At 44.2% G+C, this 18205-nt stretch carries 21 protein-coding genes and 1 other RNA gene; 8 read left to right on the forward strand and 14 right to left on the reverse strand.

All coding sequences use genetic code 11. The features are described from left to right. Positions 1 to 223 precede the first annotated feature (223 nt). Entirely contained in the window at positions 224 to 781 is a 558-nt protein-coding gene (locus L3V36_RS11835; protein ID WP_102320548.1) for a DUF1439 domain-containing protein, read from the reverse strand. A 162-nt stretch (positions 782 to 943) separates the two neighbouring features. Between L3V36_RS11835 and L3V36_RS11840 the strand changes: the two genes are divergently transcribed. The 4 genes from L3V36_RS11840 to L3V36_RS11855 all read left to right on the forward strand — a co-directional run bounded on the left by L3V36_RS11840 (position 944) and on the right by L3V36_RS11855 (position 4167). Continuing rightward, on the forward strand, positions 944 to 1330 hold the full coding sequence (locus tag L3V36_RS11840; protein WP_208775034.1) for a DUF393 domain-containing protein: 387 nt from the start codon (positions 944 to 946) through the stop codon (positions 1328 to 1330). Between the two features lie 385 nt (positions 1331 to 1715). Then, complete coding sequence (locus tag L3V36_RS11845; RefSeq protein WP_208775035.1) at positions 1716 to 3035, forward strand: AarF/ABC1/UbiB kinase family protein; 1320 nt, start codon at positions 1716 to 1718, stop codon at positions 3033 to 3035. Positions 3036 to 3157: 122 nt separating this feature from the next. Then, entirely contained in the window at positions 3158 to 3703 is a 546-nt protein-coding gene (locus tag L3V36_RS11850) for a glutathione peroxidase (RefSeq protein WP_208775037.1), read from the forward strand. Then, on the forward strand, positions 3700 to 4167 hold the full coding sequence (locus L3V36_RS11855; RefSeq protein ID WP_208775039.1) for a DUF3429 domain-containing protein: 468 nt from the start codon (positions 3700 to 3702) through the stop codon (positions 4165 to 4167). The genes L3V36_RS11850 and L3V36_RS11855 overlap by 4 nt, the downstream gene beginning before the upstream one ends. A 42-nt stretch (positions 4168 to 4209) precedes the next feature. Here the strand turns inward: L3V36_RS11855 and L3V36_RS11860 are convergent, their stop codons facing one another. The 6 genes from L3V36_RS11860 to L3V36_RS11885 all read right to left on the reverse strand — a co-directional run bounded on the left by L3V36_RS11860 (position 4210) and on the right by L3V36_RS11885 (position 9092). Further along, positions 4210 to 4644, reverse strand: coding sequence for an N-acetyltransferase (locus L3V36_RS11860; protein WP_108189049.1), 435 nt, complete (start codon positions 4642 to 4644; stop codon positions 4210 to 4212). 39 nt (positions 4645 to 4683) lie between these two features. Next, the gene (locus L3V36_RS11865; RefSeq protein ID WP_208775040.1) at positions 4684 to 5460 is read right to left on the reverse strand and encodes a phosphotransferase; all 777 of its coding nucleotides are present in this window, start codon (positions 5458 to 5460) and stop codon (positions 4684 to 4686) included. A 37-nt stretch (positions 5461 to 5497) separates the two neighbouring features. After that, a complete protein-coding gene (locus L3V36_RS11870) occupies positions 5498 to 6112 on the reverse strand; it encodes a LysE family translocator (protein WP_208775042.1) in 615 nt (204 codons plus the stop codon). A 130-nt stretch (positions 6113 to 6242) separates the two neighbouring features. Continuing rightward, entirely contained in the window at positions 6243 to 6596 is a 354-nt protein-coding gene (locus L3V36_RS11875; protein WP_102450214.1) for a hypothetical protein, read from the reverse strand. 116 nt (positions 6597 to 6712) lie between these two features. Further along, positions 6713 to 8149 (reverse strand): oligosaccharide flippase family protein, encoded by a 1437-nt coding sequence (locus L3V36_RS11880; RefSeq protein WP_102500413.1) that lies wholly within the window; start codon positions 8147 to 8149, stop codon positions 6713 to 6715. A gap of 16 nt (positions 8150 to 8165) precedes the next feature. Beyond that, positions 8166 to 9092: a glycosyltransferase gene (locus L3V36_RS11885; RefSeq protein ID WP_208775045.1), complete on the reverse strand. Its 927-nt coding sequence runs from the start codon at positions 9090 to 9092 to the stop codon at positions 8166 to 8168. Between the two features lie 295 nt (positions 9093 to 9387). Here L3V36_RS11885 and L3V36_RS11890 point away from each other — a divergent pair, with 295 nt between their 5' ends. Continuing rightward, positions 9388 to 10536, forward strand: a complete 1149-nt coding sequence (locus L3V36_RS11890; protein WP_208775047.1) for a glycosyltransferase family 4 protein — start codon at positions 9388 to 9390, stop codon at positions 10534 to 10536. Between the two features lie 184 nt (positions 10537 to 10720). Here L3V36_RS11890 and L3V36_RS11895 read toward each other — a convergent pair whose 3' ends face one another. From L3V36_RS11895 to L3V36_RS11915, 5 genes are all read right to left on the reverse strand, one after another. Further along, entirely contained in the window at positions 10721 to 11494 is a 774-nt protein-coding gene (locus L3V36_RS11895) for a ribonuclease H family protein (RefSeq protein ID WP_208775049.1), read from the reverse strand. Between the two features lie 192 nt (positions 11495 to 11686). Then, positions 11687 to 12178 (reverse strand): DUF2059 domain-containing protein, encoded by a 492-nt coding sequence (locus L3V36_RS11900; protein WP_017065236.1) that lies wholly within the window; start codon positions 12176 to 12178, stop codon positions 11687 to 11689. 319 nt (positions 12179 to 12497) lie between these two features. Beyond that, positions 12498 to 12827: an AzlD domain-containing protein gene (locus L3V36_RS11905; protein WP_017078861.1), complete on the reverse strand. Its 330-nt coding sequence runs from the start codon at positions 12825 to 12827 to the stop codon at positions 12498 to 12500. A gap of 2 nt (positions 12828 to 12829) precedes the next feature. Continuing rightward, a complete protein-coding gene (locus tag L3V36_RS11910) occupies positions 12830 to 13558 on the reverse strand; it encodes an AzlC family ABC transporter permease (protein ID WP_004736409.1) in 729 nt (242 codons plus the stop codon). A 177-nt stretch (positions 13559 to 13735) separates the two neighbouring features. Then, complete coding sequence (locus tag L3V36_RS11915) at positions 13736 to 14569, reverse strand: AraC family transcriptional regulator (protein ID WP_004736410.1); 834 nt, start codon at positions 14567 to 14569, stop codon at positions 13736 to 13738. Between the two features lie 237 nt (positions 14570 to 14806). Here L3V36_RS11915 and L3V36_RS11920 point away from each other — a divergent pair, with 237 nt between their 5' ends. After that, positions 14807 to 15145: a hypothetical protein gene (locus tag L3V36_RS11920; RefSeq protein WP_017087188.1), complete on the forward strand. Its 339-nt coding sequence runs from the start codon at positions 14807 to 14809 to the stop codon at positions 15143 to 15145. Positions 15146 to 15178: 33 nt separating this feature from the next. Here L3V36_RS11920 and L3V36_RS11925 read toward each other — a convergent pair whose 3' ends face one another. Then, the gene (locus L3V36_RS11925) at positions 15179 to 16096 is read right to left on the reverse strand and encodes a LysR family transcriptional regulator (protein WP_102446980.1); all 918 of its coding nucleotides are present in this window, start codon (positions 16094 to 16096) and stop codon (positions 15179 to 15181) included. A gap of 90 nt (positions 16097 to 16186) precedes the next feature. On the opposite strand from L3V36_RS11925, the gene L3V36_RS11930 reads away from it, so the two are divergent. Both L3V36_RS11930 and L3V36_RS11935 read left to right on the forward strand, forming a co-directional pair. Further along, positions 16187 to 16819, forward strand: coding sequence for a LysE family translocator (locus L3V36_RS11930; RefSeq protein WP_102446979.1), 633 nt, complete (start codon positions 16187 to 16189; stop codon positions 16817 to 16819). A 253-nt stretch (positions 16820 to 17072) separates the two neighbouring features. Beyond that, entirely contained in the window at positions 17073 to 17834 is a 762-nt protein-coding gene (locus L3V36_RS11935) for a transporter substrate-binding domain-containing protein (RefSeq protein ID WP_004736414.1), read from the forward strand. A 104-nt stretch (positions 17835 to 17938) separates the two neighbouring features. On the opposite strand, the gene ffs is transcribed toward L3V36_RS11935, so the two are convergent. Next, positions 17939 to 18035: signal recognition particle sRNA small type (gene ffs / locus L3V36_RS11940), an RNA gene on the reverse strand. Positions 18036 to 18205 lie beyond the last annotated feature (170 nt).

The raw sequence follows: 18205 nt of genomic DNA on the forward strand, positions 1-18205 counted from the left end.
TCGTTCACCTTTTCTTTCTTATGATTTGATGACTGAAGCGATGACTTGCTCACAAGAGTAAAGTAAAGGTGAGATACGCGGCTAATTCAATAAATGAGCCAGAGAAAACAAGCTGGATAGACAGCCTAAAAACAGAAATCTTGCTGATTCAACACAAACAAAAATGGCCACCAAATCGGCAGCCATTGTGTTTTAAATCTGAGTCTAAGCTAAACGTGAAAGGTTAATCGAATAACTCGATGACCAGCTTGTTGTCTTTAATCACTAGATTAGGTTCCGAGGACTTGATCAATGACTCTTGAACCTTATTGCTGTCCAGTTTGTAAACCGGTGACTGGGACAAAGCAAAGCCAATCATAGAAACGGCAGGCTTAAGTAGTTTGGCGACCTCAGGCGACAGTTGTTTATCTTTTTCTTCAAAGCGCTCTAAACGCAGTGATTTCAAATAAATCTCGCCACTCTCTTTGTCATATTCAGGAATCGCACTGAACTCGATATCAAGATCCAACCTCATATTCGGCACGTTAAACACCTGAACTTGTGCATTGGTATTCGCCAGAACAGACACGCGCTCGGCATCAGCTCGGCCAATTTGCACCGCTAAGTCATCGACAGCGACTTGCGCATACATAACGTTTTGTACACCCACTTCTTGCTCTAACATCACCGAATCTTGAAGGTAGTTCGTCATTTCTTGCTCGGTCACGCTGTAGCTAACACAACCACTTAGCATTAGGGCTATGAAGGCTATAATGAAGCGGCTCATTGATTTCGTTGTCATTGGGGATCGACTCTTAATATGTAATTGCATGGAACGGATTTTACCTCGAGATGGTACTGTAAAATAGTCGTCACAATTACAGTGTCGGATAACTGAGCAAAATGATCCACCTAATCGGTGATTGCGTATAGTTGGGAATTGGTAAAAATAGTAAGGGAAGCAATGACTTCATTAACGATATTCTACGATGGGACATGTCCATTGTGCGCAAAAGAGATGGCGGCACTTGCCAAGCATGATACCGAGAATAAGATTCAAACCATCGATATCTACAGTGAAGCCTTTTCAGACTACCCTCAGATTGAGGCCGACGCAGCCAACACCGTTTTGCATGCACTGGATGAGAATGGAAAACTGCTGCTAGGTTTAGACGTGACCTACCAAGCGTGGCGCTTAGTAGGAAAAGGTTGGCTATACGCCCCTTTACGTTGGGCGATATTCAAGCCAGTGGCCGACTGGTGTTATCTTCGGTTTGCCAAGAACCGATACAAAGTCTCTTTCTGGCTAACTGGAAAGTCACGCTGCGATGGTAACAGCTGCACAAAATAGTACTTGGTTAAGACATACCACTCGCGACTTTGTAATACACCACACCAAACAGCGCAGCAAAAACTAAAACGGTAACCGCGACTTTTAACCAAATAAACTTCATGTTTTGTCCTTTAAATTCTGTTTACTGTTTCGCGAGACAAGTTACCACAACAAAACATTCGGTTGGGTAATGATTTATAGAACTTTGTAGTCATACCAATCACAGTAAGTAAGTGGTCAAAAATAGCGCAGGGAAAAAGCTGGAGAACAAGGCGGATTTTTTCGATAAGTAGTTATTCTACAATCAAAAAATCTAACGACGTTATCGAGATTTTTAACAAGCTAGGGTGAACAGTTATTTACTACGATTGGTATCAATCTTGATAACTAAGTGAGAACCTTTATGTCGGCAAAAGAAAGAAATCTACCTACCCATCGCATTTCAAGATTCAGTAAGTTCGCGTCTCTCGCCACTCGAGTAGCCGGAAGTGTCATCACTGAAGGCACGAAACAGCTCGCGCAGGGAAACAGACCCAAAGCAAAAGACTTGGTATTAACACCTCAAAACATTGCTCGGCTCACCGATCAACTGGCACATTTACGCGGGGCAGCGATGAAGCTCGGCCAAATGCTGTCGATGGATGCGGGTGATATTCTTGAACCCGAGTTAGCCAACATTCTCGCTCGCCTGCGTTCAGACGCTGACCCTCTGCCAGCAAAACAGCTCAGCCAAGTGTTAGAAAATTCACTCGGACTGAACTGGAAGGCGGAGTTTATCTCCTTCAACTTTAATCCCATCGCCAGTGCGTCCATCGGTCAGGTTCACCAAGCGTATAGCGACTCTGGAGACAAACTTGCCATCAAAGTCCAATACCCAGGCATTCGAAAAAGCATCGACAGTGATGTGGACAACGTTGGTACATTGCTCAATATTGTTGGGTTGATACCAAAGTCAGTCGATTACAAAGGCTTGTTAGAAGAGGCGAAAAAACAACTACATGATGAAGCCGACTATGCTCGCGAGGCTGACTACGCGACTCGTTACTATCATGCGCTTAAAGAGCACTCTCACTTCGTCGTGCCTAAAATTCATACGCAAATCTCATCAGAATCGGTGATCGCCATGGACTTCATTGAGGGCATCTCGATAGAGCAAATTGAAGGTTATGATCAAAGTACTCGAGATTTTGTGATGCACAGCTTGCTCGAGTTAATGTTCAAAGAGCTGTTTGACTTCAAGATGGTGCAAACCGATCCCAACTTCGCCAACTATCTTTACGTTGAAAACACGCGACAGATTGGGCTTTTAGACTTTGGAGCAACCCGAGAATACAGCGGCCGCTTCAGTGATGGCTATCGTTTGGCTTTTACCTCTGTGATTACTCACGATGAACAAGGACTCAACAAGGCGTTAGAGCAGATTGGATTTTTTAGCGAGACCATCCTCCCAGACCAGCGCCAAGCGATTCTTAACTTGGTGACAATGGCGTGTGAACCCATGCTTGTCGATGAAGATTACGACTTCAAAGCCAGTGGTTTAGCACAAAGGCTTCGTGAAGCAGGAACCATACTCAGCATGGAACAAGAGTATTGGCACACGCCACCAGCAGACGCTCTATTCCTCCACCGAAAGATTGGAGGCATGTACCTACTGGCATCTCGCCTTGGAGCCAAGGTAAACATCAGGCGCTTGGTGGTGCCCTATTTGCTAAGCGACAATTGACACTTAAGCGACAATTGACACTTAAGCGATAGCTGATACTTAAGCGATTCTGGTCTTTAAAGTGATCATTTTAAGTCGTTGAACAGTAATAACAGTTACGCCAACTAAAATGAGTCAGACTTATGAAACATTCACTGCTGTGCTCCACCGCCCTGCTCGCGAGCCTAACAAGTTCATTCGCATTTTCAGCTAGCTGCCCTGAGATACTCAACGGCAAACAAAGGCTGTTAAATTCAAACGAAGAGATTGAGCTGTGTGAAGAGTTTCAAGGTAAAACTTTATTGATCGTGAACACGGCAAGTCAGTGCGGTTTCACCCCACAGTTCGAGCAACTTGAGCAGCTTCACCAAACGTATAAAGATCAAGGATTCACGGTTGTTGGTTTCCCAAGTAATGATTTTCGCCAAGACAGAGGAAGCGAGAAGCAATCCGCTAAAATCTGCTACCTAGATTATGGTGTGACCTTTCCGATGATGGCGCGCGCTTCACTCTCTGGGCCTGACGCAAATCCAGTCTTTGCCGAAATTCAACAACAAGCCGGTATCAAACCGAAATGGAATTTCTACAAGTTCTTGGTCAGCAAAGAAGGCAAAGTGATAGCAACCTTCCCGAGTTCTACATCGCCAACCAGTAGTACCCTCAAAAATGCAATAGAGCAACAGTTATGAGGTCAGATTACTTGGACACAACTCAAACACGCAACACCATGGCCAAGCTCGGTTATATGGGTTTAATCCCCTTTTTATTCGGCCTACTGTTATCACTCACCGACAGCCAATTCTTTAGCTTGAGCGGCGAAACACTCTTCATCACCTACAGCGTGGTTATCTTGAGCTTTTTGTCGGGCATCTTGTGGGGAAATGGGATAGAAAACTTCGAAAGCCAATCCAGCAACAAGGCTCTGATTCTAAGCAATGTTATTGTGTTGGCAGCGTGGCTAGCGGTGCTACTCGGTGAGCAGCAAGAGTTCCTCACCACACTGATTCTGATCTTAGGCTACATTGCGGTTTGGCGAGCGGAAAGGTCCATGAGAGAAGAGAACCAAAGTGAAGGCCCCGATGGCTATTTTGATATGCGAACCCGACTGACCTCTAGCGTGGTGTTGATGCACGGTATCGTGATGTTGACCTAAGCGCGTGATGCCTGCATCTAAATAGACACAGTGAAACGGGAACTAGACGATGAGCTGCATGACCAGACGAGGCTCATCGTCTCCGAAATAATTGCCCTCTTCCTTGATGGTCACGAACCCCATCGACAAGTACAGCTCACAAGCCGAGCTGTTATTTGGATCAACAGTAAGCAACAGCTTGGAATCTTGTGGCAATGTTTCTATCGCCTGCTGCATCAATGAACGGCCAATCCCCATGCCTCGGTAAGCAGTATCAACAGCCAGTGACAACACCCAATACTCTTGTTGTTTATCGGTTGGCGTCATTAACACATAGCCCGCAACCTGCGAATCCTGTTTCGCCACCAACAAGCCCTTCCCCCAGCAATCAAATGCCTGACGAAAGAAAAACAACGGATAGGCGTGATCGCCAAACAAAGCATGTTCAAGCTGGTAGATATCAGCCAGTTCTTGTTTTTCCGCACAAACAACATTCATACATCGACCTTAAATAGATTAACTACAACCGCGATTCGGCTACAACTGACCTTCAACTGAAGCCAGCCAAGTTGGCAATTGCTCTCTAAACCAATTGATGTACTTGGAAGCTTGTGGGTTGTTACGCGTGACTAATATATTCGTCACTTCCACTACGATCCAGCTTTTAGCGATGATCAATTGCTTTATTAATTCTTCACGCGGAATCAAGGTGTTATGGCAAAGATACTGTTCAACAATCAGCTCATAATCTTTCAGAGTACCCATTTGAGAAACGAGTGGCGCCAAGTCTATCGCGGGGCTACCAAAGCCAAACCTCTCCCAATCAAACAGCACGAGCTGACCGTTATCTCTTCTTCCCCAATTCCCTTCATTGGAGTCACCCGAAATTAATGTGTCATGATTAAAAAGAACATCACTCTGCGATTGAATGTACTTAAGACTGTCTTGCGTAACTTGAGGCAACTGTAGGGAAGATAAAGCCGATGTGGTGTCATCTAAACTCCATTGATGGCGCTTAACTTCAAATGTTGGTCGATATTGAGAACGATGAATACTCGCGAGCTGCTGAAATACGTCACTTGTTGTTTGTAGCTCGGTAAGGCAAACCGAATTAGGAATGTATTCGAGAAAAAGCTCACAACCATCGGCCGCAAAAAGTCGAGGCGTATTCACTCCATCAAGATGCTGCGCTGCGTGTTGGTAAAAAGCGACTTCAACCTCGCCAGCCCCTTGTTTATGTATACAAGAAGCGCCATTACGCTGAGTTAAAGAAACCTGCGCAGCGCCCATTTGTGAAAGGTCTTGATTACTCATCGCATTCCTTCTATCCGTGTAAACAGCAGAACGAACCCTACTGACGGCTCACTAACAAATTCGCACCAGATAAGGCAAGAAACACAGAACATGCTTTATTGAAGCGCTTGGCCATTTGAGGTTTTGAAAACCAATTTCGTAGATATAAACCAAAGGCGGCATAGATAGAAATCGCGAGCATTTCTAATACTAAGAATGTGCTTCCCAACACAAAGAATTGAGTATTTACGTTCGCTGAAACATCGACAAATTGAGGAAGGAATGCAGTGAAAATGAGTATCGCTTTTGGATTGCCCGCCGCGAGCGCGAACTCTTGTTTAACAAGAGCAAACCAATTCTTATTTTGCTCGACGTCCCCGATTGGGCTAGCTTGTGAGCGCCATAGGTTGAACGCAATCCATAATAGATACATCGCGCCAAATAGCTTAATAAGGAAAAACAAAGTTTCAGAGGTATAAAGCACGACAGCCAAGCCGGATGCAGCCAAAGCAATCATGCCAGAAAAAGCGAGGATTCGTCCCAGGCCCGCTACAAAGGCGGCCTGAAACCCATAACAACGGGCGTTGTTCATTGATAACAAATTGTTTGGGCCCGGTGTCATGTTGAGCGCAAAACAAGCGGGGATGAACAGCAGTAACTTCCAGATTTCCATTGGTGCTTCCTAATTGCCAGATGCCGCGGTGATTGAATCGTTGAACGAGACTTTACCTTTTATAACAGCATTTAATATCTTTGGTAGCAACATTTGAAAGCAGTAACCATTCTCTGGCGCACCGTGCTAATTAGTTCTCAAAAAATTTCTCATATTCTGGCGTAGACAAATTTTCCGCGACGCCAATTTCACCGACAATATAGATAGCACTCGCAAGGGTTTCGATGGTTTGATTAAGCTCTCTATCGGGCACTTCACCAACAACAGGAACCGACGGGCGTGCAGACGTTGATTTGCAGACCACGCTTTCACAAACGATATTGTGCTGTTCCTGCTGAGAAACTTCTGGCGGCTTGAAATCTGGTGAATTGAAGTCGGGAACAGTAATACCCTCACTTGAAAAATCAGAGGCGCTGTATGAGGCCGCTGAAAACAGAGAAAGGAGCAGCATCCACTTATTCATATATCTTTCCATCGTTAGCATTCGTTATATTTATAAATACTATCTAATTAAAATAATTATGAACAGTGTTTTATTATCAATAATTCATATATTTCTAAACGCTTATCAGGATACCCCGCACTCTAGATGAAGTGAGTTCAACTTACATGTGACTGCTTACCTAGCGTAAACTTATCGAGCAGCGCCTGCGGAACAGGAATAACAGAGTATCGAACAAAGACGACTAACGTCACTATTGCCACAAAACTGCCTAAAACAAAGTCATGAACATCAATCAACACCCAACCAAGAAGCCTGTCACTGGTAATCGCAAGTATGGCGATACTCAACGCTGCCATCCATTTACGGTGATCATAAGGTAAATATTCCATTTTTTGGCTCACGATATAGAGCAGTGACAGCCTCACGGCATAAGTACCACAAAGCACCACCACCACGGCCCACACGCCATAAATCGGTGTCACAACAAGATAGCCAATGGTTGCTAAGATCGCACAACCACCCTGTATCCACATTTGCGACTGACTTGAGTCACCGCTAAAACAACCGAGGTTAAGGTAATCCCCTGCATTCTTAATCACGCCGATGGCCAAGAGTGCCACGACGATGGTACCTGCATATTGATAACTGCTGGGCAAAATCAATGTAATAAAACCGGGTACAGTGAGGATCATCAAACAACCCAACACAATGGCCAGATTAACGCCGACTAGCGCTCTGTCCGCACACTCTTTCTTACCATCAGATTGTTGCAGCATGGCCACCCGATTTGGAAACCACCACAGAGCATAAGGCTGTAGTAGTAAGCCAAGCAGCAACGCAAACTTACCACTGACCGCGTAAATCGCCAGTTCTTCAACGCCCACAAAGCTCGCCATCACCCAGCGGTCTAGGCCTGTAATCATGTAAATAGAAGCACCACCGACTAACGTGGGCAATCCAAACTTTAGGATCTTAGCGGAGTACTTGAGGCTGCCAAATGAGCCCATCTCCTGCCATTGATAACGCAGTAAACACAGCATCAATAACACACTCGAAACAGCGGCAGATATTAGTACACCATCAATGCCATAACCCGCTTCAAGCAATGCAAACGTCATAGCAGCTTGCACACTCGCCTTCATTACATTGAGCATGCAAAAGCGCTTAGCCATCGCATTCATTCGCATCAATGTTAACGGGATAGAAATCGCACCATCTAACATGGTCGGTATTAGCAAAAGTAGGATTTGATAAGGTTGGAACTCGACGGGAAGCATCAGTAACAACAACGGCATACTAAGAGCAATTAAAGCCCCACCTAGCACACAGACCAAGACACTCAACGTGAAACAGTTCGAGACAAGCTTTCTCTTTTCTTCACCCTCAGCGACGCCCACATACCGGTACATTGCCTCAACAATCCCAAAGCTAAATAGGATCGTCCCGATGTCAGCCAATAAGACAATGGCTTCTAAAGAACCGTATTCAACCAACGTCATCTTATGGGTGATATAGGGGATCATCACGAGCGAGATCCCTTTCATCATCACGATGCCAATGGCGTAATAGGCAGACTGTTTTAGTGACCCCATAGCAGACACCTATTCCTTACAATGCAGGCATTAGGAAACTCTTACAGTCTCCAATTAGATGTCGTAACGTTCGTTTTTGCGGAGCCAAAACTAACGAGCGGATACTGTATGAGATAGCCAATCGGTTTTTTTGTAAGCCTCGATAATAGTCAGCGTAGCCTTCCAGTATTCTCGCCTTTGCGATTTTGAAGCTGGAAGTGGGTAGATTCCATCGTTGACTGTCATTTTGGTAATGTTGAAGAATAGTCTCTATAGACTGCAAATTTCTCAATTTAAGACTTTCAGTTTGGGTAACAGAGCTGGCTCTCATCAAGTAGCCAACCTGCACAGAGTTCAACACACCAATCTGATGGCTTTCACTCATTCGAAGCCACAGTTCCCAATCTTCCCCATACTTGATGTCAGCATTGAAACTGTCTGTTTGAGAAAACACATCCGCTTTTACCATGACCGTCGATGTTCCAATTACATTGTTTTCAATGATGAACTCCAACGGGTTCTCTATATTGATGAACAGCTCGTCTTGGTCTTGAAACTGCGACCAGTAACTAAAGCAGTCGACTATCACTTGGTAATCTTCAGTAAGGTGTTCGTAGTTAGTAAAGCTCATCGCGAGATCTGGGTATCGTTGATGAAATTCGAGTTGGCGTTCGAGTTTTTCAGGAAACCAGAAGTCGTCTGCGTCTAAAAAAGCGATGTATTCTCCGGTCGCTTTTTCAATCCCTAGGTTTCTCGCTTGAGGCGCCCCGACACCCAATGTGGATAAGGTAATAATGCGTTCATCGTCTATCGAAGCGAGATACGTCGACGTTCCATCGTTGCTGTTATCGTCAATGACAATGAGCTCAACATCTTGATGAGTCTGCTTCAGTACGCTGCCAATTGCCTTCGGCAGGTAATCCAAACAATTGTAGGTAGGAATAACAACACTTACTTTAGCCATAATGACGCCCTCAGATTTATACGTTATATAGCTGACGTTGCAGGTTCTATGCCGAGAGTGTATTGCTATGAAATCACTTTTAGATCAGTCGCCTACGCAGACACTCTCAAAATGACGAACAGGGTGATCAGACATGAGCGTCAAAACTCCAATTTGATTATCAATTTGAGAAAATGAGCGACTTCTTGGGGGATAACCTTCGGAAAACCATCGAAAAGCCCTCCAAAACTACGATTTTATCTTGGTTCGTATTTTGCTTATTTGACTTTAATAGCATTAGTCAAAGGAGCAAAAAATGAAGAAAGTAGCATTTGTGGCGCCAACCTACCCTGTACTCAGTGAGACCTTCATTCAAACAGAAGTCGACTCGGTGAAAGCTTGTGGACACGATGTTTGCGTGATGGCATTTGAGATAGAAGAGAGTGAAAAGTCATTTGACTATGACATCATAAAAATTGGTAAGGATGTTCGGGCGGATAAGATAGCCAGCATCAATTGGTTTGGCTTTCTCCGGGCGGTATCCTTTGTTTCCAAGCAAACCAGTATGCCCAAAAAATCACTGTTCGCTTATGGATTCAAACTGGCGCTGCAACTCGCCGAGAACGACGTCGAACACGTTCATGCGCATTTCTGTCAGCACACTACAGCTCACGCCATCGTCGCGGCAAAGCTGCTGAACATAACCTGCTCGTTCGTTGCTCACGGTCATGATGTTTACGAGTTCGCTTATGATATTGAACAGAAGATTTCGTCGAGTGATTTTGTGGTCGCAGTGTGCAAAGACATGCTCACCGACTTCAATACCATGGCTAAAGGCAACATTAAACTCTTGCACTGTGGGGTAAATACCAAACAATTTCAACTACACCCAAAAACCGAAGCTAAGCAACTTCGTCTCGTTTTTCTTGGCCGATTAGTGGAGCAAAAAGGCATCCACCATCTTATTGATGCATTAGCGCCGATTGCCGAACCTCTCGATATTCATCTCGATATCATCGGTACTGGCGATTTAGAGCAACAGTTAAAATTGCAGGTCAAAGAGCAAGGGCTCACTCGAAACGTGACATTTCTTGGCGCTAAACCTCACGAGTGGGTGAAAGAGAAACTATCGAATTATGACAGCCTAATCGCGCCCTTCTGTTTTTCAGAAACTGGATGTGTGGATACAGGTCCACTGGTTTTAAAAGAAGCGATGGCCGTGGGCACACCCGTCATTACCACCAACATCATGGGATGCAAAGAGATCGTCTCACCAGAGACAGGTTTTGTGGTTAGCGAAAAGAACGTGGAAGAATTAAGAGAAGCGATTGAGCGTTTCGCGCAGCTAAGCAGTAACGATAAAGCATCGATGGGGTTAAAGGCACGTGAGAGAGTGAAAGACAGTTTTAATTCGATCAAACAAGCTCAGCAATTATCTCGTTGGATAGAGAACCCAGCTCAATAAGGATTAACTCAAACAGCTGAGCATCACAAGAACAACTCAGCACCATTAAAAACTAAGCACCATAAGAAAACGGAGCACCACAAAAACAAAAGAGCGCTACATTGATTTGAAATGTAACGCTCGTCTTAGCACTGCCCATTGGTGGCGCCTTAGGCTTTCAGTAACTTTCCATTAAGAAGCCTAGCTAGCCTGCTCGCAGCGCCAAAATAGACTCAAGATCTTCGATATCACGATATTGAGCGAGTTGTTGCTCTTTCGATGAAATAGCCACAATCGACATTCTATCGGCCAATTCGTTACCTTCAATACCAACGTGTCCGTTCACATGGTAGATGGTAATTTTTGAAGCCAGTTCTTGGTAGAGAGCATACGCAGGCTTAATAATATCGAGGTTTTTGATCTCGCCGCCCGACTTGGTCCAGCCCTTTTTCTCCCAGCCCGTTGCCCACTTAGTAATACAATCAATTGAGTACTTAGAGTCACAATAAATCGCAACAGACAGACCCGCGTTTAACTTCTCTTTCGCGAGAATAAACGCTTGCTTAAGCCCATGTAACTCGGCGGTATTGTTGGTACCAACAGGCTGATACAAGCCATACCACAATTCTGTTAATTGGTTGTTTTGGTATACCGCTAAACCCGTCCCCGCTTCACCAGGATTTGGCTCACAAGCACCATCGGTAAAGATCTTGATATCAAAAGGCATATCTGTGATTTGCTGCTCCGAAAGAGGCGGCACCTTCACTTTCGTCGCCTTACCCGCAGAGCTTGGCTTTGTCGCTGTAGAACCTGACGCAGACGACGTTTTACCACCGAAAGCAAACTCAGCCTCGCCTAGTGTTGGAAACGATTTATATCTCGCACCAGCAAAGCCATCGACTTGCGCTTTACACTCGTTCCAAGTGGTAAAAATACCCGGTGTGCGACCTTTCCAAACCACATAATATTTCTTAGCCAAACTAACTCCTTACCAAAACCTAAATACACAATACCCACACCTAAAATGATTCAGCTATGGGGTAGTAATTATGCCTGATTACGCTTGAAACACATAAATCATTGCATGAAATGCAGCGTGTGTTTCAAGAATATCTACGTTATCGACCAAGTATAGAGCGTTATTTCTAATCACAAACCTAACGGCTTCTGATCAAGAACCTCTATGTGCTTCAAGGTCTTGTTTTAGTTTGGTCGTTAACTTTTGAACTTTTGGGAGAACTTGTTGCATTAACGACTGAGTCATGATCATTGACTCTGTTGTCACGGTTGGCATTTTTTTCAGAATGCTTTTTCCATGTTCTGTTTTGTAGAAATCGATCATTGCACTGAGCTCTTCTTCAGTGAATTGATTGCTGTAAATCGTTACAATTCCTGGCTCTAGCTTTTGCCAGCTAACCTCCTCTTTCATTAAGTCGTTCATGCCCTGATAGTAATCATCAAAAATAGCTTGTTCTGACTCTGAAACCCCTAGGTCTTTAGACATATTAGCCATCATGCTATCCATTTGAACGTATACCGCGTCCAATGTGGAATCGACATCCATAATCTGAAGAAGCTCTTTTATCAGAGCTTGCCTATCATCTTGTGCCGCTGATAATTGCAGCGGTACGAGTAGAAATAAAATTGCGAAAAATCTATACATTTTGAGGTCCCTTTAGCTTTGTAAAACAGCTGAAATATCTTTCCAAACATCTCAACACATTGAATTATTTGCAAATTTACTCACTTTTTATCCATAAGTAAAACGAATTAAACAGTACAAAATAATATAAAATCAATTGCATTTGAATGTGAGGAATTTATTGGACAGATATGAGGAAGGCGAAGAGAGGAACAGAGCGCTTTTGAATAAAGAACCACAAGAGAACTAGAGCCTAAAAGCACTCGTTTCAAGTAATGAGTCATACACTTGAAACGAGGATAACTAATGGCGTGACACGACGTATCAATTGAGCTACGTATCAGTTAAAAAGGTAATCAACCGCAACGAGGTTATAGAACAAAAACACCGCCATGCTGACGCCGATAGTAAGTAGCACATTGCCTGTTTTCCAAATCAACAGACCTGTGACCAGCGCGCCTATCAAGTATGGGTTTTCAAAGCTTGGCCAAAATGTCTGCTCTGGTGCAAATACAATCGGCCCCCAAATTGCGGTAAGCACAGCGGGGCTTGAATAGCGTAACAGTCGACGCGTGGTTTGATTTAATCGAAGCGGGATTGCAGGCTCTAGAAACAGATACCGACTAAAGAAAACAATCGCTGTCATAAGGAATATCGTTAACCAAATCATCTCTATTTCCCCTCCACAATTGTCTTGTTGCCGTTGTTTCGCTCTTGGAACGATTCGCTGATAAAGCCCGCTAACATACCGGCAATCGCTGCAATCATTAGCCCGCCCTCAATATTGTTAACCGACATGGCAACCGAAGTGACCAGTGAAACAACCACACACACCACGACGGGTAGAGTTCGGATTAATGGGAACACCAAGGCGATAAAGGTTGCTGCGACCGCGAAGTCGAGCCCAATTTCATTAAGCGAAGGAATTTGGCTTCCCGCGACAATGCCAACGAAGCTCGCGATATTCCAAACGAGGTAAAAACCACCACCTACACCCGCAGCGTACCAACGATTAAATTCTTTCTGAGACTGCCCACTACAAATCGCAAACAACTCATCGGTGAGCCAAAATCCGAGTAATAGACGCCAACGCGCAGGAAGATGGCTGATTTTGTCACGCATCGATACGCTATACAGAAAGTGTCTAGACGTGATGAATAAGGTAGTCAACAACATGGTGCCTAGACCAATACCTGCTTTAAACATACCCGCGGCGACAAGTTGCGCTGAGCCAGCAAACAAAATAGCCGACATCGCTTGCGCTTGAAGCTGACTCAATCCAGCATCTATCGCATATGAGCCCGCTAGAATTCCCCAAGGGATTACCGCAATGCTCAAGGGCATTCCCGCTAAAACGCCCTTCCATAACTGTGTTCGTCTATCCATTGTTTCACTATCCATATAGTTCTTTTCTCTCTTAACATTGGCTATTCAATGTAAGAGGAGTTGAGTCGGTTCGATTGTACAAACTTGCTCGATTTCACGCCCCTCTGCTTGCCGCACTTAACCGTACTTAACCGCACTTAACCGCACTTAACCGCACTTAACACAAGTTAGCCATGCCTTAGCCACGCAAGTTTAGAGCATTTTGATGTATTGCCCTGGCGTGTATCCATTGGCCTTTTTGAAGTGTCGATGAAAATGGCTTTGATCATGAAAGCCACACTCTTGCGCGGTATCAGAAATGGTATGCCCTTGTTTCAATAACTTACGCGAAAGCCTTAACCGAGATTGGATTTGATACGCATGCGGCGGAAGACCAAATTCTTTCTGAAAAGAACGCACTAAGTGAAACGGGCTCAATGCCGCTAGCTTAGATAGCTCCTCTAGGGACACATCGGCTTGTGGAAAGTCATCTAAGAACTCTTTCACTAAGACAAGTTGGCGTTGAGTTTTCCCATCGAGTTGAGGGTTAAGCGGCGATTTTCCGTGTCGACTAATCAGTTTAACCAACATCCCGTACATCAAGGTTTCTCTTAACAAGCGATTGTCAGATTCATCAATCGTGTTAAAGACTAATCTCAATTGATTAGCGAGTTCAGGGTCTTCAACAACCGCTCTTGGGAAGTAAGGCGCGCCGTAGTTCGGTAGGTTAAGCTCTTGAGTGATCTTGGCAAGTTGCTCTGGGAGAGGATACATGGCTCGATATGCCCAACCACCTTCAGTGGCAGAGTGACCGCTATGAACTTCGTCGGCATTGACCAGAATAATCGCATCTTGTGGTGCTATATGATGCCCGCCCGTTCGATAGAAACGCTGAGCGCCCTGCTCAATAACACCAAGTGTGTAGCCCTCATGGCTATGGCGCGAGAAGTTCTGCTTTTCGTATTCAGCATTAAGGGTTTCAAGGCCACCGAGCTCTTCTGTGATCTTATATTCGGCCTTTTCTTTAGAGCGTTTCTTGTTCTCCATAACAATTCCCAAGCCTGTTAATTATCGAGCGACTTATCAGTCTACTCTATAGGCTCTTTCAGCTTTTGTACAAAATTGCGCTTTTGTTTGTTAATACTGTTTTTATCGTTGGCTTAATAACGCTTTCTAACTGGGAGGAAAGTCTTGGTCTATAACTAGTTGGCGAGAAATTGACAAATTAGTGTGGCAATCATGGCAATACTCTCTTCAAATCATCGGCAATAGACCTGATACACCATGAAAAATACGCTAATCCTTTTCTTTTTCCTGAGCCTAACTGGGTGCACTCATAACCAATCAAAAGCACTGAGCATGAACTCCTCGTCGGTCAATACGTACCCTCAATCGATGTCGAACCTGCAACTGTGCGACACCTTGTATTACGGGCGCTCAAGCAACCAGACACTCGCAGCAATTGGCAGTGAGTTTAATCGAAGAGGATTATCAAAACATTGGTGTGATACCGAAACCAATAAGCTTTACCTAACAAAGACGATTGATTGGGTTGCTGACCAAGTAGAAGACAAAGAAGATTCGGAGGAAGAAGCGTCTGCCGTTGTGTTGCCTGCGAATTAAATGAGGCAATGATAGATAAACGTCTGCTCGCACTTAATGACCTCGTTTGCTTAGGTAACTGTGTGACCTATTTTTACTCAAAAAGTCCCAAGTTAACCTGGCTGCGTTCGAAGAAAAACAACCGCTTCTTTTCGCTACACAAATATTACGAGGGTACTCGGGCGCAAGAGGAATAACATTTACGCTGGGATGAGATTCTGGAACGGCAAGCTCTGCAACAATAGAAACACCTAAGCCCGCTCTAATCAAAGCAAGTATCGAGGTCAATTGAACAATGGTGTGTTTTTCTCTAAGGCGAGATTTTGATAGCTTAAACCATTCTCTAATGAGCGCCTCGCTGCCCCCTTTACTCAATATAAAATCTCGATCTTCGATATCCACAGCCGACAAAACTGGCAGCTGGGATAAAGGGTCATCTTCATGAACTAAAGCCACCATACGGTCATTAAAAACTGGGATGATATCTAGATCCAAATACTCTTTATCAACCGCGATTGCAAAATCTACGCGCCCCTCTCGCAATGCCAATAATGCTCCTTCGTCAGTAAACTCGCCTATTTCAATTTTAACTTGAGGTAAGTGTTGGCTGATCGCATGAATTAGGCTGGGTAAAATATGTGTGGAAGCGGATGCGCCAAAAGAAGCCACTTTCACCTGTCCAGCGCCATCTTTTTGAATAAGTCGAAGCTGTCTCAATAACACCTCTCCCTGCAATTCCTGCTTTTTAGCGAACTCAGCAATCAACCTCCCTTCCTCTGTTAACAATAAGGGGCGACTGTCTCTTCGGACTAAAGCGAAACCTAACACATCTTCAGCACGTCGAAGAGCTTTGCTTGCTGCGGGTTGGCTGACTCCTAATACCAGAGCGGCATCAGTGATACTTCCGAGCGCTAGTAACTGCAGAAGTAATTTGGGAACTAATGATGGGATGCTTTCCAAGTCTTCAACCATTTATATAACCTCAGGTTATTTTGATATCTATCTCTATGCTAGCAGACTACTTTTTCCGAAAAATAGATACCAGTCACCCGGAGAAAACAAATGACTATAGAAACATGGCTAACCTTCTGCCTCGCTTCACTTATCTTAACCATGACGCCAGGTCCCAGCATTTTGTTGGGCGTCATTCATTCAATGAAATATGGCGTTAATAAAGCTATTTTTACGGCACTAGGCGATATCTCAGCAAACTTCATACAGATGATCATTGTTGCAGTTGGACTTGGCATCATAATGTCAACGTCTGAACTAGCGTTCGCCGTTATCAAGTGGCTTGGAGTCACAACATTGCTGTATATGGGTATCAAGATTTTGCGTGATAAACCTGAGTGTGATGCACAAATAACCACCAATTCACCCACCGCGATTTCAGGCCACAGACTCTATTTAAGTGGTTTCTTCGTTGCAGCGGGTAACCCCAAGGCGATTGTCTTTTTCACTGCATTCTTCCCCCAGTTCATAGACCCAACCAAGCCCCTGTTATCACAAATGTTGGTGATGTGCCCCACAATGGCAGTGTTGGATTTTACGTGGGTGATGATTTACGCCATCTCTGCCAAGAAGCTTCTTGGGTTTATGCAAGATCACCCAACGTACCTGAATAAAATCGGTGGCTCAGCGCTTTTAACTGCAGCCATCGCACTCGCAGTAACAAGTCACAGCTCCAACCTATAGTCGAGCCAGTAAAGGGAAAAACAATAAATTGAGTTTCATTCGAGGGGAAAAATCGTCTGCTGTAACGCTACCTGCGGATTAATCGGATAAGTATTGTTAACGTCCTTAAATACGCTAACAGTACTTCTGGCAATAAAACTGGAGCAAACTAATTGATCTGCATGCCTTTGCTCACATCAATATGCATTTGCATTGATAAATGTTAACAATTGGTTAATTATCCATATCCATTATTACTATAAGGAAATAACCAATGAAATGGATACTTGTTGCATTCGTCAGTGTTTTCTCTGTGTTCACATACGCAAAAGATTGGAAACAAATTCGCTTTACTGTTGAAGGGGCCTACCCACCGTTCAGTTGGACAACGCAAGATGGTGAATTAGAGGGGTTTGAAGTCGATTTAGCCAACGCCTTGTGTATCGAATTAGAAGTAAAATGTATCATCTCAAAAACTGATTGGGACGGTATTATCCCATCACTTTTAAGCCGTAAAAACGATGCAATTATAGCGGCTATGACCATTACCGAAGAACGTGAAAAGAAAGTTAATTTCACTATGCCTTACGCTAAAGTTCCCACTCGTTTTGTCATGGAAAAGGGGCGTGAAATCAATATGGATGACGGCAGCTTAAATGAACTAACAATTGGGGTTCAACGAGCAACTATTGGTGACAAGTACCTTTCTGAGATCTATCCAGATGTAGATATCAAACGTTACGGCTCATTCGATGAAGCCTTTACCGACTTACTCAACGGCCGCTTAGATAGCGTGTTTGGTGGTTCAATGGGGCTCAACGCAGGCTTTCTTGAAACGGATCAGGGTAAGGACTATCACTTTACAGGCCCTAAATTCACAGAAGAGAAGTGGTTTGGTCGTGGTATTGGAGTCGCTGTTAGAAAACAAGATGACGAATTAAAAGATCTTATCGATAGTGGAATACAAAGACTGATCGACAATGGTCAACATCAAAAAATCGCAAGTAAATACTTTTCATACAGCATTTACGAATAGGCTGATGTACAGAGTGAACACCACCAATCACGAACTGTTGTTCACTTTTTGAAAGTTTCAGATAGCAAAAAGCCGCTCATAAAGAGCGGCTTTTTTAAGGGGTGGGAACCCAGCCACATCCCGGCACACAAGTCACTCGCTGCGGCTGCTCCCTTCCAGGCCTGACCGAGTTCACGAGTTATTGTTGCGGGAGGACCAGGCCCCCATAGATTCGTTTTCTAAGAGGCTTGCCTCAAAGAGTGATTGGATTATTAAGCATCACAGCAACCATTGCAAGCCCTTCCACCCTATTTTTGAACAATTGCTGTCTAAGTGCTTATCCTTTATTCAAACCACTAGAAAATCGCAGGTAAATTCACCATTTACCTGCA

It is taken from the genome of Vibrio sp. G-C-1 (genome assembly GCF_021728015.1).
GTDB lineage: Bacteria > Pseudomonadota > Gammaproteobacteria > Enterobacterales > Vibrionaceae > Vibrio > Vibrio splendidus.

Coding starts and splice junctions, on each gene's coding strand:
- L3V36_RS11910 (WP_004736409.1), bottom strand. CDS start 13,558: ATGGATAGTGAAACAATGGATAGACGAACACAGTTATGGAAGGGCGTT.
- L3V36_RS11880 (WP_102500413.1), bottom strand. CDS start 8,149: ATGGGGTCACTAAAACAGTCTGCCTATTACGCCATTGGCATCGTGATG.
- L3V36_RS11935 (WP_004736414.1), top strand. CDS start 17,073: ATGAAATGGATACTTGTTGCATTCGTCAGTGTTTTCTCTGTGTTCACA.
- L3V36_RS11900 (WP_017065236.1), bottom strand. CDS start 12,178: ATGTATAGATTTTTCGCAATTTTATTTCTACTCGTACCGCTGCAATTA.
- L3V36_RS11850 (WP_208775037.1), top strand. CDS start 3,158: ATGAAACATTCACTGCTGTGCTCCACCGCCCTGCTCGCGAGCCTAACA.
- L3V36_RS11920 (WP_017087188.1), top strand. CDS start 14,807: ATGAAAAATACGCTAATCCTTTTCTTTTTCCTGAGCCTAACTGGGTGC.
- L3V36_RS11885 (WP_208775045.1), bottom strand. CDS start 9,092: ATGGCTAAAGTAAGTGTTGTTATTCCTACCTACAATTGTTTGGATTAC.
- L3V36_RS11915 (WP_004736410.1), bottom strand. CDS start 14,569: ATGGAGAACAAGAAACGCTCTAAAGAAAAGGCCGAATATAAGATCACA.
- L3V36_RS11835 (WP_102320548.1), bottom strand. CDS start 781: ATGACAACGAAATCAATGAGCCGCTTCATTATAGCCTTCATAGCCCTA.
- L3V36_RS11925 (WP_102446980.1), bottom strand. CDS start 16,096: ATGGTTGAAGACTTGGAAAGCATCCCATCATTAGTTCCCAAATTACTT.
- L3V36_RS11905 (WP_017078861.1), bottom strand. CDS start 12,827: ATGATTTGGTTAACGATATTCCTTATGACAGCGATTGTTTTCTTTAGT.
- L3V36_RS11890 (WP_208775047.1), top strand. CDS start 9,388: ATGAAGAAAGTAGCATTTGTGGCGCCAACCTACCCTGTACTCAGTGAG.
- L3V36_RS11930 (WP_102446979.1), top strand. CDS start 16,187: ATGACTATAGAAACATGGCTAACCTTCTGCCTCGCTTCACTTATCTTA.
- L3V36_RS11840 (WP_208775034.1), top strand. CDS start 944: ATGACTTCATTAACGATATTCTACGATGGGACATGTCCATTGTGCGCA.
- L3V36_RS11870 (WP_208775042.1), bottom strand. CDS start 6,112: ATGGAAATCTGGAAGTTACTGCTGTTCATCCCCGCTTGTTTTGCGCTC.
- L3V36_RS11865 (WP_208775040.1), bottom strand. CDS start 5,460: ATGAGTAATCAAGACCTTTCACAAATGGGCGCTGCGCAGGTTTCTTTA.
- L3V36_RS11855 (WP_208775039.1), top strand. CDS start 3,700: ATGAGGTCAGATTACTTGGACACAACTCAAACACGCAACACCATGGCC.
- L3V36_RS11875 (WP_102450214.1), bottom strand. CDS start 6,596: ATGCTAACGATGGAAAGATATATGAATAAGTGGATGCTGCTCCTTTCT.
- L3V36_RS11845 (WP_208775035.1), top strand. CDS start 1,716: ATGTCGGCAAAAGAAAGAAATCTACCTACCCATCGCATTTCAAGATTC.
- L3V36_RS11860 (WP_108189049.1), bottom strand. CDS start 4,644: ATGAATGTTGTTTGTGCGGAAAAACAAGAACTGGCTGATATCTACCAG.